Source organism: Halopiger thermotolerans (assembly GCF_054654555.1).
In genome coordinates this window covers 885,274-900,773 of sequence record NZ_BAAIEU010000004.1, presented here as the reverse complement: position 1 = coordinate 900,773, position 15,500 = coordinate 885,274, and the positions used below count along the sequence as shown (strand labels likewise).

Here is a 15,500-nt window from a genome sequence, read left to right as displayed (position 1 = left end):
TCCGCGGATGGATCGTCCGTCGGCGAACGCGATGTCGAAGACGACGGACGCTCGCCGCGAGACGCAGTCTCGAACGCGGGCCGGATCGCACCGTTTAACCGGCCTGCCTGAGCACTCCCGGCAACGAAATGACTGCGGGAGAGACGGTGCGCGGGCTGCTCGAGTTGCTGCGGCCGGTGAACGTGATCGCGGCGAGCGTCCTGACGTTCATCGGGGCCTTCGTCGCCGGCGGGATGGCCGAGGCGCCCGTCGCGGTCGCGGCTGCGGTCGCGGCGACCGGACTGGCGGTCGGCGCGGGCAACGCGATCAACGACTACTTCGATCGGGAGATCGATCGGATCAACCAACCCGAACGGGCGATTCCGCGGGGGGCGGTGAGCGCCCGCGGGGCGCTGGCGTACAGCCTCGTCCTCTTCGGGATCGCGATCGGACTGGCGGTCACGCTGCCGGTGCTCGCGATCGGGATCGCGGTCGTCAACCTCCTCGCGCTGGTGGCCTACACCGAGTTCTTCAAGGGGCTTCCCGGGGTCGGTAACGCGGTCGTCGCCTATCTCGTCGGGAGCACGTTCCTGTTCGGCGCCGCGGCGGTCGGGGAGCATGGCGACGTCGAACCGGCCCTTGTGCTGGCCCTGCTGGCGGCGATCGCGACGCTCACGCGGGAGATCGTCAAGGACGTCGAGGACGTCGAAGGTGACCGCGCAGAGGGGTTGCGAACGCTACCGATCGCGGTCGGCGAGCGACGCGCCGTCGGACTCGGCCTCGCCCTTCTCGCGCTGGCCGTGCTCGCGAGTCCGCTCCCGTACCTGCTGGGGTATTTCGGCGTCGCGTACCTGCTCGTCGTGGTGCCGGCGGACGCGGTCATGCTCTACGCGACCGCCGAGAGCTTCGACGATCCAACCGCCGGCCAGTCTCATCTCAAGTACGGAATGTTTCTGGCGGCGCTCGCGTTCATCGTCGGTCGTGCGGTACCCGCGGTCAGCGGAGTGTGAGGACGTGGCTCACGATTTCCGTTGCCGTTCGGAATGGCCAGCGCTAATTGACAACTAATCAAAAAGATTTTAAACCGGTTCCCGTATTCTCCTATCACGCACGACGGAGACAGCGGTGCCAGCAGTGGGCGTCGCCACGGCTGAGACGAACATGAGCATTATGTATGACCTCGTAGATGTCCTTCCGGACACAGAACTCGATCCGGGGACGAACGTCCTTATCGCGGGTCCGCCGCTGACCGGGAAACGCCAACTCGCCTACGAGATTCTCACGAACGGGGCCGGTCGGGGCGACGGCTCCATCGTCGTGACGACTAAGGACAGCGCCGACAAGGTGCTCGAGCGGTTCGACGACGAGGACGACTTCGAGCTCGAGGAGGCCACGATCGGGATCGTCGACTGCGTGACGAAACAGCGCGGGATCGGCGCCGTCGAGGACGATCCCCGCATCAAGTACGCCTCCTCGCCGGTCGACATGACCGGAATCGGCATCAAGCTCTCGGAGTTCCTCCGGGAGTTCTACGAGGGTCGGGACGTCACCGAGAACCGCGTCCTGCTGGATTCGGTGTCGACGCTGCTGATGTACTCGGATCTCCAGACCGTCTTTCGCTTCCTCCACGTCTTCACGGGACGGATCCAGAGCGCCGACGCGATGGGCGTCTACGTCATCGATTCGACGGCCCACGACGATCAGACGATGAACACGCTGAAACAGCTGTTCGACGGCATCGTCGAGATCGGCGACGGGGACGATCCCGAAATCAGAACCGCCGGGCTCACGTAACGGCGGTCGAGCGGCGGACCGGCGGCGCGAGCGGTAGCTCGGCGGGGACGAGGACCCGTTCGCCGCGGCCCGGACTATATACGTCCGGCATCGCTAATACCGCGTATGGCCGTCGAATCCGTCGAGTCAGATGCCGACGTTCGATCGATCCTCGAGTACGACACCGTCGCGGTCGTCGGCTGCTCGAGCACGCCGGGGAAGGCGGCGCACGACATTCCCGCCTACCTGGACGAGCGCGGGTACGAGGTGATCCCGGTCAACCCGTTCGCGGACGAGATTCTCGGGCGGCCGGCGCGGGACAGCCTCGCCGACGTCGACGAGGAGATCGACGTCGTCTGTCTCTTCCGGCCGAGCGAGGAGGTCGGCGACATCGTCGACGAGGCGCTCGAGCGCGACGACGTGAAGGTCGTCTGGACGCAGAAGGGAATTCGGGACGACGCGGCGGCCGAGCGGGCGATCGAGGCGGGCCGCGAGGTCGTTCAGGATCGCTGCATGATGGTCGAGCACCGGCGGCTGGTCGCCTGAGCGGCGTGGCGCGAATCGAACCCGACGGTCCTCTGCGGCCCTCGAGCGGGGATCGAGCCGTCTCACGCCCGGAAGCGCCAACGGCTGCCTCTCAGCGATGATACTGACCGACAGAGACTTATCCGCAAGAGGAGTACGCGTTACCAGTACCCATGTGTGACCGGTCCGGGAGCTGTTCGAACGACGGGACCTGCCAACTCGTGCTCAGGAACCGGAAGACGGGAATGGAACTCGTCGAGCACCACTGTAAGGCGCATCTCGTCCTCCGGGTTTGGGAAGCCGAGCGCGACGACGAGTTAGACGTCGTCGACGCGACGACGCTTCACCAGACGCCGACCTCGAGTTGAGGGGTCTTGGCGGTCGAACGGCGGCGGTCCAGGCGGTTCGGCGCCCCGCGGTCGAAGCGGCGGCGTCGCCGATCGTGCGACGGGTCGCGGTCAGCGGACGTCTCGCGTTCGGTCGCCCCGGTCTCGTCGTCCGGCGTAGACTCCGGTTCGGTCAGGAACTCCACTCCTCGAACGAGCGATAGATCCCCTTCGAGAGGTAGCGCTCGCTCGAGTCCGGGAAGATCGTCACGACGGTGTCGTGGGGCGTCTCGAGGTCACCGTCGGCGATCTGTTGGGCGACGCGTTTCGCGGCGACGCTGGCGGCGCCGGCGCTCGAGGCCACCAGGTGGCCCTCCTCGCGGGCGAGGCGTTTGAGTTCCGCGTGGGCGGCCTCGTCCGCGACCGCGAGGACGTCGTCGACGAGGTCCGGGTCGAAGAGTTCGTTGGTCTCGAGGTCGTGCGTGCCGATCCCCTCGATCTTGTACTCGCCCTCCTCGCGGTCCTCGCCGATCGCCTCGCCGTAGATCGATCCTTCCGGTTCGACGGCCGCGACGTGGGTGGCGGGATCTCGCTCGAGGGCGTACTCGGCGAGTCCCATGAGCGTGCCGGCGGTGCCACACCCGGCGACGACCGCGCCGACCTCGCCGTCGAGGGCCTCGTAGATCTCCGGCGCGGTGGTCTCGTAGTGGGCCTCGGCATTCAGCGGGTTCGAGAACTGCTGGGGAACGACCGCGTCGTCGAGTTCCGCGGCCAGTTCGTGCGCGCGCTCGATCGCGCGGCCCATCCCGTCCTCGGTCGGTGTGTTGATGATCTCCGCACCTAACGCCGCCATCAGCTGCTGTTTTTCGACGCTGAACCGCTCGGGGACGACGAAGATGGCGTCCAGGCCGAGCTGCTCGGCGGCGATCGCGAGTCCGATCCCCGTGTTCCCGGCGGTGGGTTCGATGATCGTCCCGCCGGCGGAGACGTCGCCACGCTCGAGCATCGCCTCGAGCATGTAGCGGCCGATCCGATCCTTCACGCTCGCGCCGGGGTTGAACGTCTCGAGTTTCGCGTAGATCCGGACGTCGTCCGGCCCGTCCTGCAGCCGCACGAGCGGCGTGCGGCCGATCGTCTCGAGGACCGACTCCAACGGCTGCTCGTGAGTGGTCATTGTTCTGGCAAAAGTTGCCACTGCTGTTAGGTTTGTCGTTCCGCCCGACGCGTGCGAGGCCCTCACGCAACGATGGCGGCCGTCAGAAAGCGGACGCCGGCCGGCCCGATGACGAGAGAACGCGGTCGCGGCCGGATGCGACGCCTCTCGGATCGACGCCCGCATCGACCAAAGCGACGGTCGTTCACAACTGGTCGCTTTTTGAAAGCGGAGCCGGGCGGCCGTTCGGCGGGTGTCCGTCCGTTCGTGTCGACCCTTACTCGGCGGTCGTCTCGCCGGCGTCGGCCGATGCCGACTCGCCGTCGGTCGCGTCGGACCCGTCGTCCTCGCTCTCGACATCTACTTCGTCGATCGCCGCCTGGGCGAGGATTTCCTCGCCGTCGATCCCCTGCTCCTCCGCCAGCGCCAGCAGGAGTTCGCGCTGTTCGGTCAACTGGTGGTCGATCCGGTTGACTGTGTCGTGGGTGTCGTCCATCTCCTCTTCCAGGCTGATGATCCGCTCCTGGAGTTTCTGTACCTGTTTGTACATCGCCTCGGCCCGTTCCGAGAGTCCCTGAAGCTTCTTTGCAGTGCTGCCGAGTCCCATACGTATGCGATGTGTCGGCCGGATAATGGGCCTTTTCCTCCCCGCGGTCCTCGAGCGTGGTTCCGCTCACTAATGAGATAACACACCTCATGGAACGACAGATTTATCACGAACCGCTGTCAATCATCAACTGAACTCGAGGTGATCACCATGGTGCGAGCGAGCGCGCCCAGCACCTGGATGCAAGGCCTCGAGATGCCGTCCCGGTTGTTCGGCGACGCCGGCGGTAACGACTACGAACTGTACGAGGAGGACGACGAGTTCGTCCTCACGATCGACATGCCCGGCTTCGAGACCGACGAGATCGAGCTGGCGTGGGACGACGGCGTCCTGAACGTGGCCGCCGAGCACGTCGACGACGACCGCGGCCGCAAGAAGACCTACCACCGTCGGTTCCGCTTCCCCAAGACCGTCGACGACGAGTCCATCAGCGCCGAGTACACCAACGGCGTCCTCGAGGTCCGTCTCCCCACGGCGGACGCGACCACCCGCGGCAAGGAGATCCCGCTCGAGGGCGGTAGCTAACGCCGGCTACCGCCGGGCCGTCGTCCCATCGTCGTCCTCCCTCCCGCTCGCGGCCCGGCGCCTCGCCGCCCGGCGTCGCCCGCCGCTGAATCCGCCTCGTCGCCGGTGAATCGGTCCCCGGGCACCCGATTCCGTCCCGGCGAACCAGTCCCGCTTCCGACTGCCCCTCGTCGGCGCACATGGACCCGGCGTCGATCGGTCGGCCGCGTTTTTTCGCGCTCGAGTCGCGCGCCGACGAGCATCCCCGTTCGGCTGCAACTGAACCCCGTCGCACAGTCACGCTCGAGGTGATCACCCATGCGACTCCGCGTAAAACCGCTCAAACGGAAAGACGCCGGCCGTGGTCTCGCGGCGATCGATCGCGACCGGATGGACGAACTCGGTGTCTCGAGCGGCGAGTTCGTCGCGATCGAGGGCCCCGACGGTCGGGCCATCGCGCGGGTCTGGCCAGGCCGCTCCGAGGACACCGGTCGAGGCATCGTCCGCATCGACGGCCAACTGCGCCAGGCGGTCGGCGCGCGCGTCGACGACGCCGTCACGGTCGAACCGACCGACGTCGAGCCGGCCGAGCGCGTCACCGTCGCGCTCCCCGAGAACGTCCGCGTGCAGGGCGACCTCGGCTCCTACCTGCGCGACAAGCTCTCCGAGCGCGCCGTCAGCCCCGGCGACCGGCTCTCGCTGTCGCTGGGCTTCGGCCTGCTCTCGAGCCGCGCCGGCCGGCAGCTCCCCGTGACCGTCGTCGACACCGAGCCCGGCGGCACGGTCGTCGTCGGCGGCGACACCGAGATCGAGATCGCCGAGCGCGAATCCGATCAGCTCGCGGTCGAAGCCGAGGGGGCGTTCGAGAGCGAGGACGCCGCCGAGACGCCGACGGTGACCTACGAGGACGTCGGCGGCCTCGACCAGGAGCTCGAGCAGGTCCGCGAGATGATCGAGCTGCCGATGCGCCACCCCGAACTGTTCCGCACATTAGGTATCGAGCCGCCGAAGGGCGTCCTCCTGCATGGTCCGCCGGGCACCGGCAAGACACTGATCGCCCGTGCGGTGGCCAACGAGATCGACGCCCACTTCCAGACGATCTCCGGGCCGGAGATCATGTCGAAGTACTACGGCGAGAGCGAGGAGCAGCTCCGCGAGGTCTTCGAGGAGGCCGCCGAGAACGAGCCCGCGATCGTCTTCATCGACGAACTCGACTCCATCGCGCCCAAGCGCGAGGAGGTCACCGGCGACACCGAACGGCGCGTCGTCGCGCAACTCCTCTCGCTGATGGACGGCCTCGAGGAGCGCGGCGAGATCACCGTCATCGGCACGACCAACCGCGTCGACGCGATCGACCCCGCGCTCCGTCGGCCGGGCCGGTTCGACCGCGAGATCGAGATCGGCGCGCCCGACGCCGACGGCCGCGAGGAGATCCTCCAGATCCACACCCGCGGCATGCCCGTCGCCGACGACGTCGACCTCGGCCGGCTCGCCGAGAACACCCACGGCTTCGTCGGCGCCGACCTCGAGAACCTCGCCAAGGAGGCCGCGATGACCGCCATGCGGCGGGTCCGGCCCGACCTCGACCTCGAGTCCGAGGAGATCGACGCCGAGGTGCTCGAGGCGATCGAGGTCACCGTCGACGACTTCAAGTCCGCGCTGCGGGGGATCGAACCCTCCGCGATGCGCGAGGTCTTCGTCGAGGTCCCCGACGTCTCCTGGGACGACGTCGGCGGCCTCGAGGTGGCCAAGGAACGGCTTCGCGAGAGCGTCCAGTGGCCGATGGAATACGCCGACGCCTACGAACGGGTGAACTTAGAGCCCGCCAAGGGTGTCCTCCTGCACGGCCCGCCGGGCACCGGCAAGACGCTGCTCGCGAAGGCGGTGGCCAACGAGTCGCAGTCGAACTTCATCTCGGTCAAAGGGCCGGAGCTGTTCGACAAGTACGTCGGCGAGTCCGAGAAGGGCGTCCGCGAGGTCTTCAGCAAGGCCCGAGAGAACGCGCCGACGGTGATCTTCTTCGACGAGATCGACGCCATCGCCAGCGAGCGCGGCTCGGGGACCGGCGACTCGAACGTCGGCGAGCGCGTCGTCTCCCAGCTGCTGACCGAACTCGACGGGCTCGAGGAACTCGAGGACGTCGTCGTCATCGCGGCCTCGAACCGGCCCGAACTGATCGACGACGCCCTGCTCCGCCCGGGCCGCCTCGACCGCCACGTCGCGGTCGGCGAACCCGACGAGGACGCCCGCCGCGAAATCTTCGAGATCCACACCCGCGACCGACCCCTCGCGGACGACGTGGACCTCGACGAACTCGCGGCCGAGACGCAGGGGTACACCGGCGCCGACATCGAGGCCGTCTGCCGCGAGGCCGCGACGATCGCCGTCCGCGAGCACGTCGAAGCCGAAGCGGCCGGTGAGGACCGCGACGTCGAAGCGATCGAACTCACCGCCAACCACTTCGAGCGGGCGCTCGAGAGCGTGACGCCGGATAGCGAGGACCGGTTCGAGGGCGACAGCGGCGGCCTCAAGTCCGTCATCGAGGGCGCCGAAGCCGGCGAGGCCTGACGGCGTCACCGGCACTCGCCCCGTCGGCGTCTCCGTTCTTGAGCGATTCGAGCCGTCCGGCGCGTCGAACGTCCTCGGAGAGCCCCTCGGCGACGATCTCGGTTCGTCCGTCGGCGGACCCGACCGAGGCGGACCCGACGGCTGCCGGTGAAAGGATGTTGTCGCTGCGGATCGGACGGCCGCGTATGAGCGAGGGCGACCCCGAGTTCGATCCGGAGGCGGAGGAGGAGCGGGAGATCGGCCGCGAGATGGTCGATCAGAGCACCGGGCTCGGCTCCGTTGCGGCCCACCTCTACAGGGGCGAAGTCGATCGCGCCGTCAACTGGCGGGGCCGCCTCGACACCACGACCAACTGGGCCGTGACGGTCATGTCCGCGATCGTCGCGTACGCCTTCTCGGGCGACGTGTCCCACGCGGTCATTCTCGCGGGCATCATCGTGGGGACCGCGTTCCTCTTCATCGAGGCACGCCGGTTCCAGGACTACGATGTCTGGCGCTCGCGGGTCCGCGTCCTGCAGGAGAACCTCTTCGCCAACGCGCTCGATCCCTCCGCGGGCGTCGAACGGACGGCGTGGCGCAAGGAACTAAGCGACGACTACCGGAACCCGTCGCCCAAGATCAGCTACCGCGGCGCGTTCAGCCACCGACTGCGCCGCGTCTACCTCCCGCTGATCACCGCGATGCTGATCGGCTGGCTCTTCCACCTCTGGGCGTTCACTCCGGACGAAACGTTCCCCGCAAGCGCCTCGCTTCCCGGCGTCGAGGGCACGGTCGTCGCCGCCGCCGTCGGAATCTACTACCTCGCGCTGCTCGCCCTCGCCGTCCCGTTGACCTCGAAGGAGCGCGGCGAATCCGGCGGCGCCGACCACGGCGACCTCGAGCAGGAGTGAGCGCTCGAGGCGGCGGTCGGGTAATGCTCGCGGCCGATGAAAGGGGATCGGAGCTGTCGGGACGAGCGACCCGCACGCCGTCGTGCGATTGCGGAGGCGAAAGGCCCTTAAGGAGCAACCCCCTACGAAGGGATGGATAGGTCGGGCAGTTTGGCCCTGCTCACTACCCGCGCTACGGTCATTAGCGGGGACCGAACACCGCGGGCGTCCGGTCAGACCGGCCGGGGCCCCGGGAGCCAACATGGAAGCCTCGTCCGTCGGGGACAGCGGTCCGCGATGGCCGTCCGCAGGGACGCCCCATCGCGGTTAGCCGGCGACAGCCCATCAGGCGCGGAAGCGAGCAGTGGACCGCCGGACACCTGTCGCTCGACGGGTCGCGGGGTGGAGAAGGCAACCGGGATTCCCCCGGCCGGAACGCCGGGCAATCGCGGCTTCCACACTCATACTTCATACCGAAACCGATCGCAGAGCGGCGGCGCTCGTCGCCGAACTGCTTCTCCGTCGGTCGGTTCGCCGGCGCGTCTCGACTCGAGCCGGTTGATTTCGGTTCGAAGGGACCATATCCCCCCTTCCGTTACGTGCGATCGATGAGTCGTTCGTATGCTCGAGTCGCTCGTCTGCGACGGTTCTGCACGACGTACCTGTTCGCGCTGGCGCCGCTGGCCGCGGCGGTGCTGTGGGGCGGACTCTACGTCGTCAGCATGTGGGGATTCGGGTCGATTCCGCCGGTGACGCTGGCGTTCCTGCGGGTCGCCGTCGGCGCGGCAGTGTTGCTGCTCGTCGTCCGCCTGCGGTATCCGCGTCGACGGTTCGCGCGCCGGGACGTGCTCGGCTTCGTCGCCCTCGGGGCGGTCATCGCGGCCTCGATGGCGACCCAGTTCCTCGGCACTGCGATGACGACCGCGAGTCAGGGCTCGCTCGTCACCGTGTTGACGCCGATCTTCACGATCTTACTTGGCGTGACGCTGCTGGGGGAACGGCTCACCGGCCGCCTCGTCGTCGGGATCGTCGCCGCGTTAGGCGGCACGGTGATCGTATTGACCGGCCAGTACGACCTCTCGACGCTCGCCGGCGGAACGCCGGCGATCGGCGTCGGCATGCTCCTGATCGCGAGCGCGACGTGGGCGCTCTACACCGTCCGCGGGAAGCCGCTGATCGACCGCTACTCGGCCCTCGAGACGGCGACCTACTCCACGCTCGCCGCGGTGCCGATGCTCGCGGCGCTGGTGCCGCTCGAGGTCGCCTTCACCGACGCGTCGCTGCGGGCGATCGAGCCGACGCCGGAGCTCGTCGCCGCGGTGCTGTACCTCGGCGTGCTCGGCACCGCCGCGGCGTGGTACCTGTGGTACAAGGGGATGGAGTACGTCGACGCCAGCGTCATCTCGGCGTTTTTCTTCGCGCAGCCGGTCGTCGGCGGCGCCCTCGGCGCGACGGTGCTGGGCGAATCGCTCGGGCCGCAGTTCGTGCTCGGCGGCGTCGTGATGGCCGCGGGCGTCTACGTGGTCTCGACGGCGGAGTCGTAGCCGGAGCCGGAACAGGACCTGACGGCATCGCAACCGGCTGTCGTCCCGGCGATGGAAAAGTTTAGAAGTTTTCTCGAGATTGGTTTTCGTGATGACATCTCGCCGCTTCGTCGCGCTCCTCGGCGCGGTCGCGTTGCTCGTCGCGCTCGGGGGGTGTGCCGTCTCCGTGCCGACGAGCGACGGGAGCGGCGCCGGAGCCGGTACCACCTCCGACCCCGATCCGGACGCGCTCTTCGAGAGCGCGTTCGTCCACGCCGACGACCTCGAGGACCTCGAGGGGATCCGGACGGTCGAGATGACCGCGGGGAACGACACGGTCTCCGAGCGCGTCCGCGTCGAGAAGCGTCCCTACACCGACGAGCGCAGCGAAGTGCTGAACGCGTCGGAGCCGTCCGTGATCGGCGACCGCTACGTCTCGAACGCCTCGATGACCTGGAGCTACGATCCGGACGCGGCGACGGCGTACCGCTTCGAGCCGGCGGAGCCGTTCGACGACGAAGCGATCCGGTCCGATCGAGCCGCGATGGCCGCCGAGCAACGCGAACTGTACGACCTCGAGTACGCGGGCACCGCACGGATCGCGAACCGCGAGGCGCACGTCCTCGAGATCGAACCGAAAAACGAGACGGTCGAGCGCGACGTCTCGGTGCTCGTCGGGAACACCGAGTTCGTCGTCCCGCTCGAGACCGCGCCCGTCGAGACCGACCTCGGCGTGGTCGAGTGGTCCCTCTGGATCGACGCGGAGTACGACTACCCGCTGAAGGAACGGCTCGTCTACGAAGGTGAGAACGGCCAGCGCCACGAACTGCGCATGGCGTACGAGACGGTGCGGTTCAACGTCGGCCTCGAGGACGAACGGTTCGCGTTCGAGCCGCCGGAGAACGCCACCGTCGAGGAGTGGTGAGTCGCCTCGACTGCGCTTCTGTGCTCTCTCACTCGGCCGGTTGCACGACGCTCTGATCGGCGTCGTTCAACGAGAGGTCGCCCTCGAGGGTGCGGACGGGGTAGGGGATGTCGATCCCTTCCTCGTCGAACCGCCGCTTGACGGCGGTCACGTACTCGCCTTTGATGCGGACGAAGTCGGCCCGCGAGGGATCGTCGATCCAGAACCGCGACTGGAGCCCGACGTCGGAGTCGTTGAGTTCGATCAGGCGCACGCTCGGCGCCGGATCGTCCGCGATGTCGGGGTGGCGTTCCGCCTCGTCGACGATGATCTCGCTGGCGTGTTCGATGTCGTCGCCGTACCCGATGCCGAAGACGAACTTCAGCCGCAGCTTGTCGCCCTCGACCGGGTTCTTGATCACATCGTCTGTCAGCACCGAGTTGGGCACCGTCAGCAGTTCGTTGTCGAACGTGCGAACGCGGGTCACGCGGAGGCTGATGTCCTCGACGACGCCCGCGTAGTCGCCGTTGTCCCACTCGATCCAGTCGCCGATCCGGAACGGCTTGTCGGTGTAGATGAAGATGCCCGCGACGAAGTTCGAGATCACGTTCTGCATCGCCAGCCCGATCGCCAGCGCGCCGGCCGCCGCGATGCCGGCCATCGAGACGAGGAAGTTGCCGAACCCGCCGAAGCCGAAGGCGACCGCGATCGCGAGAAAGAGCATCCCGAACCGGGTCACCATCAACAGCGGGTTCTGCGCGTGCTCGTCCATCCCGCGCCGATCGAGAGTGCGCCGCACGAGCGGCAGGACGACGAACCGCCCTACCGCCCAGACGACGACGAACGCGAGGACGAACCGGATCGCGCTAGCGATGCTGGCCGTGAACGCCTCGAGGCCGACGAGTTCGAGGGCGCGCTCGACCGGACCGGCGGGGTCGGCCTGCAGCGGCCGGAAAAACGTCGCCGTAGAGGGAGATCCGACATCGCCGGTCATCGATACAGCACTGCCGTATGCCCGCGCGTCTCGACGAGCTCGGCGCCCACCCGCTCGGCGAGATCCGCCGCCTTCTCGTCGGTCGAGCTGCCGGCGCGGGCGGCCCGCAGGAACTTCACCTTCACCAGATCCGTGTTCGAGAGCTGATCGTCGAGTTCGTCGACGACCGATTCGATGCCGCTCTTGCCGACCCAGACGGTCACGTCGAGGTCGTGCGCCCGTTTCTTGAGTTCTTGCTGATCCATAGCCTCGAGTAAGGGAGTGGAGGCAGTTGAATCTTCGCGAACCGGGTCGCCGTCACTCGTGTCATCGCGCCCCACTCCCGGCCGCCCGCACTGCCGCGGCCCTCACTCCTCGTAGGGGTACCTCGCGTGGGCGCCGCAGTCGCAGGTGACGACGACGGTGCCGTCCTGCAGCCTGACGCGGGCGTTCGATCCCGGCCGCAGGTAGCGGTCGCAGTCGTCGCAGGTGAATCGCCGGAACTTCTCGGGAAGGGAGAGGCGGTTTCGCTCGGCGACCCGACGCGCGAGCCGCACGTAGTAGCGGGCCCGCTCGTCGTCGCCCGCCGCTGCCGCCGATCGGGCGAGCTCGTGCAGTCGCTCGAGGCGCTCGGCGGCGACGCTCATAGGGTCGTGTTTCGTCGGTGTCCCTATTGGTGTTGCGTTCCTCGAATCGAGCACCGACGGGCTTCCCGGCGACCGTTGTGTTAGTGCGATAACGCAATATTGTTATATTCAACAGGCCAACGGCCTCCATCGATACGAAACCGCCCCGATCCCCCTTCCCACCAAGACACTCATGACCGACTCCGCTGTGAACGGCGACGGCCGCGGCGACGGTCGCACTCGTCGAGCGATGCTGACGACGCTCGGCGCCGGTGCGACCGTCGCGACCAGCGGCTGCGTGCGCCGGTTCCGAAACACCGTCAATCGGCGAGCAGCCGATCGCCTCTCGCTGACGATCACGACGCTCCCCACCGACGGCGACCGCGAGAGCATTCAGGTTGCCCGCACTATCGCGGCCGCCCTCGAGACCGTCGGCGCGGACGTTTCGATCGAGATCCTCTCCGGCGTGGAATTTCTCCGGACGATACTGATCAACCAGGATTTCGACGTCTACGTGGGAACGCACCCCGCCGACACCGACCCGGCCTTCCTTTACGAAGCGTTGCACTCGCGCTACGCGGACGAGGCCGGCTGGCAGAACCCGTTCGGATACACGGATCTGACGTTCGACGACCGCCTCGAGGCCCAGCGGACCGCCGACGGGGAGGCCCGGCGCGAGGCGGTCGGGGACACGCTCGAGGCGCTGGCCGTCGAGCAGCCCTTCGTCCCGATCTGTATCCCCGACGAGTACCGACTCGTCAGGACCGACCGGTTCACGGGTTGGGGGAACGGCCACCCCGCTACCCGGCTCGGCTACCTCGGACTCGAGGTCGAGTCCGAACGGGGCGACGGGACCGACACCGGGAACGACGACGGAACTGAGCCGGCCGAACTGCGAACCGCCCACGTCAACGCGCGTCCGTCGCAGAACCTCAACCCCCTTTCCGCCGAGTACCGCAGCCGCGGCACGATCGTCGATCTGCTCTACGACTCGCTGGCGATCGCCCCCGTCGGCAACTCCGATCTCGACGGTGCCATGCTCGACGGCGAGAGCGAGAGCGCCGCCGGAGGCGATTCGGGAACCGACGGCGGCAACGAGAGCGGTGACGGAAGCGACGACGAACCCGCTGCCCGAAGCGACTTCGTGCCGTGGCTCGCCGCCGATTGGGAGTGGAACGCGGCCGGCGACACGATGACGATCCGCCTGCGGGAGAACTGTCGGTTCCACGACGGCGAACCGCTGACCGCAGAGGACGTCGCGTTCACCTACCGATTCCTCGCGGACACCGGCCTCGGCGACCTCGAGGTCGCCGCCCCGTCGCCGCGCCACCGCGGCCGCGTCGACGCCGTCGAAACCGTCGCCGTCGTCGACGACCACCGCCTGGAGCTGACGGTCGACGCGAGCCGCGCGGTCGGGGAGTACGCGCTGACGGTTCCGATCCTTCCGAAACACGTCTGGGAGCCCCGCGCGGCGGCCGCCGACGTCCCCGGCGTTCGCGTCGCCCCCGGAACGACGAAGGCGCTGGTCACGGACAACCTCCCGCCGGTCGGAAGCGGCCCCTACCGGTTCGCGAGCCGAGCCGACCGCGACTACGTCGCCTTCGAGCGGGTCGACGATCACTTCACCCGCCGCGAGGACGTTCCCCTGCCCGAGCCGACCGCCGATCGGCTCCGGTTCGGGATCGATCCGCGAAGCACCTCCGCCATCGAGCGCGTCGAGACGGACGAGGTCGACGTCACCAGCACGACCCTCGAGAGCTACGTCGTCGACGATGCCCTCGAGGTCGCTTCGGCGACCGAGCACGTCGACGCCCTCAAGTCCGAGTCGTGGCTGTTCTACCACCTCGGGTTCAACGCGCGCAAGCCGCCGTTCAGCAACCCGCGCTTCCGGCGGTGCGTCGCGCGCCTGATCGACAAGGCGTGGCTCGTCGAGGACGTGTTCGGCGGCCACGCGCGGCCGGTCGCGGCCCCGGTCACCGAGGAGTGGACCCCCGAGGAACTGCGCTGGGACGGCGAGGATCCGGAGACGCCGTTTCTCGGACGGGACGGCGAGATCGACGTTGACGCGGCACGGGACGCGTTCGAGGCCGCCGGGTTCAGGTACGACGGCGAGGGCCGACTCCGGGTGAGACACTGATGCTGACACAAGTCCTGACGCAACTGACCGCGGTCGTCGCCGCGCTGCTCCTGCTCTCGGTCGCCGTCTTCGTCGGCCGCCGACGGCTCCGCACGACCCTGCGGGAGTGGCGCGAGCGAGTGCGCGCGATCCTGCCGGTGACCGCCGTCCTCGCCGCCGTCCTGATCGGGAGTAGCGACCTCAGGATACTCAGCCCCGAGATCGCCTGGATACTCGGGTGGAACCTCACCGGGCCGATCTACGACCTCGAGGGGGAGTTCATCCTCTGGCTGCAGTCGTTCGCGACGCCGGCGGCGACGACGTTCTTCTCGGTGATCTACATCTACGGCTACGTGTTCCTGCTGGTCTTCCCGGTCATCGCCTACTTCGCGCTCTCGGACACGCGGCCGCTGCGGGAGCTTCTGGCGGCGTACACGCTGAACTACGCACTCGGGCTCGCGTGCTACATCCTCTTTATCTCCTACGGGCCGCGGAACATCATCCCCGAAGTCACGGCGCTGCTGTACGACACCTACCCGCAGTACCAGCACCTCACTCGCGAGGTAAATCGCAACACGAACGTCTTCCCGTCGCTGCACGCGTCGCTGTCGGGGACCGTCGCGCTGATGGCCTATCGCACCCGGCAGGTCTATCCGAAGTGGTTCGTCGTCGCGCTCGTCCTCGCCGCCTCGGTGTCGGTCTCGACGATGTATCTGGGCATCCACTGGGCGATCGACGTCGTCGCCGGACTCGCGATGGCCTACGCCACCGTCACCCTGGCGCACGCGTTCGTCGGCCGCTGGTCGATCTACCAGTGGGCCGCGGAGCGATTCCCGCGCGTTCGACGGATCGGCGGTCGAACCCCCGCTGGGGTCGATCCCGACCCCGACGCCGATGCCGACCCCGGAACGAACGCCGAGCAGGACGCGGAGTAGACATGCCTCGAGCGCGACCGGAAACGGAAGTCTCGACGGCACGCCGAATCGGTCGCTACTCGAGCGTCGCACCGTCGAAAAGGGAATCCGGCGACGGAAGCTCTCGTCGCCGGAGTCGC

The 15,500-nt window shown here is 68.0% G+C and carries 16 protein-coding genes and 1 other RNA gene; 12 read left to right on the top strand and 5 right to left on the bottom strand.

Annotation, left to right across the window (positions count from 1 at the left end; all coding sequences use genetic code 11):
• The first annotated feature begins 128 nt into the window (after window positions 1-128).
• The 4 genes from ACYQ26_RS12150 to ACYQ26_RS12135 all read left to right on the top strand — a co-directional run bounded on the left by ACYQ26_RS12150 (window position 129) and on the right by ACYQ26_RS12135 (window position 2,645).
• Window positions 129-989 (top strand): geranylgeranylglycerol-phosphate geranylgeranyltransferase, encoded by an 861-nt coding sequence (locus ACYQ26_RS12150; RefSeq protein ID WP_459809161.1) that lies wholly within the window; start codon window positions 129-131, stop codon window positions 987-989.
• 160 nt (window positions 990-1,149) lie between these two features.
• Entirely contained in the window at window positions 1,150-1,773 is a 624-nt protein-coding gene (locus tag ACYQ26_RS12145) for an RAD55 family ATPase (protein WP_459810747.1), read from the top strand.
• A 105-nt stretch (window positions 1,774-1,878) separates the two neighbouring features.
• Window positions 1,879-2,298, top strand: a complete 420-nt coding sequence (locus ACYQ26_RS12140; protein ID WP_459809160.1) for a CoA-binding protein — start codon at window positions 1,879-1,881, stop codon at window positions 2,296-2,298.
• A gap of 152 nt (window positions 2,299-2,450) precedes the next feature.
• Entirely contained in the window at window positions 2,451-2,645 is a 195-nt protein-coding gene (locus ACYQ26_RS12135) for a hypothetical protein (RefSeq protein WP_459809159.1), read from the top strand.
• 151 nt (window positions 2,646-2,796) lie between these two features.
• Here ACYQ26_RS12135 and ACYQ26_RS12130 read toward each other — a convergent pair whose 3' ends face one another.
• Window positions 2,797-3,777, bottom strand: a complete 981-nt coding sequence (locus tag ACYQ26_RS12130) for a PLP-dependent cysteine synthase family protein (protein WP_459809158.1) — start codon at window positions 3,775-3,777, stop codon at window positions 2,797-2,799.
• Window positions 3,778-4,033: 256 nt separating this feature from the next.
• Entirely contained in the window at window positions 4,034-4,363 is a 330-nt protein-coding gene (locus ACYQ26_RS12125; protein WP_459809157.1) for a DUF5798 family protein, read from the bottom strand.
• A gap of 150 nt (window positions 4,364-4,513) precedes the next feature.
• Between ACYQ26_RS12125 and ACYQ26_RS12120 the strand changes: the two genes are divergently transcribed.
• The 6 genes from ACYQ26_RS12120 to ACYQ26_RS12095 all read left to right on the top strand — a co-directional run bounded on the left by ACYQ26_RS12120 (window position 4,514) and on the right by ACYQ26_RS12095 (window position 10,752).
• Window positions 4,514-4,888, top strand: a complete 375-nt coding sequence (locus ACYQ26_RS12120) for an Hsp20/alpha crystallin family protein (protein WP_459809156.1) — start codon at window positions 4,514-4,516, stop codon at window positions 4,886-4,888.
• Between the two features lie 297 nt (window positions 4,889-5,185).
• Window positions 5,186-7,435, top strand: a complete 2,250-nt coding sequence (locus ACYQ26_RS12115) for a CDC48 family AAA ATPase (RefSeq protein WP_459809155.1) — start codon at window positions 5,186-5,188, stop codon at window positions 7,433-7,435.
• Between the two features lie 185 nt (window positions 7,436-7,620).
• Window positions 7,621-8,325, top strand: a complete 705-nt coding sequence (locus ACYQ26_RS12110; protein WP_459809154.1) for a DUF2270 domain-containing protein — start codon at window positions 7,621-7,623, stop codon at window positions 8,323-8,325.
• Window positions 8,326-8,454: 129 nt separating this feature from the next.
• Window positions 8,455-8,766, top strand: an RNA gene (ffs, locus tag ACYQ26_RS12105) — signal recognition particle sRNA.
• A 146-nt stretch (window positions 8,767-8,912) separates the two neighbouring features.
• Window positions 8,913-9,848 (top strand): DMT family transporter, encoded by a 936-nt coding sequence (locus ACYQ26_RS12100; protein ID WP_459809153.1) that lies wholly within the window; start codon window positions 8,913-8,915, stop codon window positions 9,846-9,848.
• A gap of 91 nt (window positions 9,849-9,939) precedes the next feature.
• Window positions 9,940-10,752: a LolA family protein gene (locus ACYQ26_RS12095; protein WP_459809152.1), complete on the top strand. Its 813-nt coding sequence runs from the start codon at window positions 9,940-9,942 to the stop codon at window positions 10,750-10,752.
• A 28-nt stretch (window positions 10,753-10,780) separates the two neighbouring features.
• Here the strand turns inward: ACYQ26_RS12095 and ACYQ26_RS12090 are convergent, their stop codons facing one another.
• The 3 genes from ACYQ26_RS12090 to ACYQ26_RS12080 form a co-directional block, all read right to left on the bottom strand.
• A complete protein-coding gene (locus ACYQ26_RS12090) occupies window positions 10,781-11,725 on the bottom strand; it encodes a mechanosensitive ion channel family protein (protein WP_459809151.1) in 945 nt (314 codons plus the stop codon).
• On the bottom strand, window positions 11,722-11,970 hold the full coding sequence (locus ACYQ26_RS12085) for a YhbY family RNA-binding protein (protein ID WP_459809150.1): 249 nt from the start codon (window positions 11,968-11,970) through the stop codon (window positions 11,722-11,724). Before ACYQ26_RS12085 ends, ACYQ26_RS12090 begins: the two co-directional genes overlap by 4 nt.
• A 102-nt stretch (window positions 11,971-12,072) precedes the next feature.
• Window positions 12,073-12,351 carry a ribonuclease P protein component 4 gene (locus ACYQ26_RS12080; RefSeq protein WP_459809149.1) on the bottom strand — a complete coding sequence of 93 codons (279 nt, stop codon included), beginning with the start codon at window positions 12,349-12,351 and terminating at the stop codon, window positions 12,073-12,075.
• 172 nt (window positions 12,352-12,523) lie between these two features.
• On the opposite strand from ACYQ26_RS12080, the gene ACYQ26_RS12075 reads away from it, so the two are divergent.
• Window positions 12,524-14,467, top strand: a complete 1,944-nt coding sequence (locus ACYQ26_RS12075) for an ABC transporter substrate-binding protein (RefSeq protein WP_459809148.1) — start codon at window positions 12,524-12,526, stop codon at window positions 14,465-14,467.
• A complete protein-coding gene (locus ACYQ26_RS12070) occupies window positions 14,467-15,381 on the top strand; it encodes a phosphatase PAP2 family protein (RefSeq protein ID WP_459809147.1) in 915 nt (304 codons plus the stop codon). Before ACYQ26_RS12075 ends, ACYQ26_RS12070 begins: the two co-directional genes overlap by 1 nt.
• Window positions 15,382-15,500: the final 119 nt, after the last annotated feature.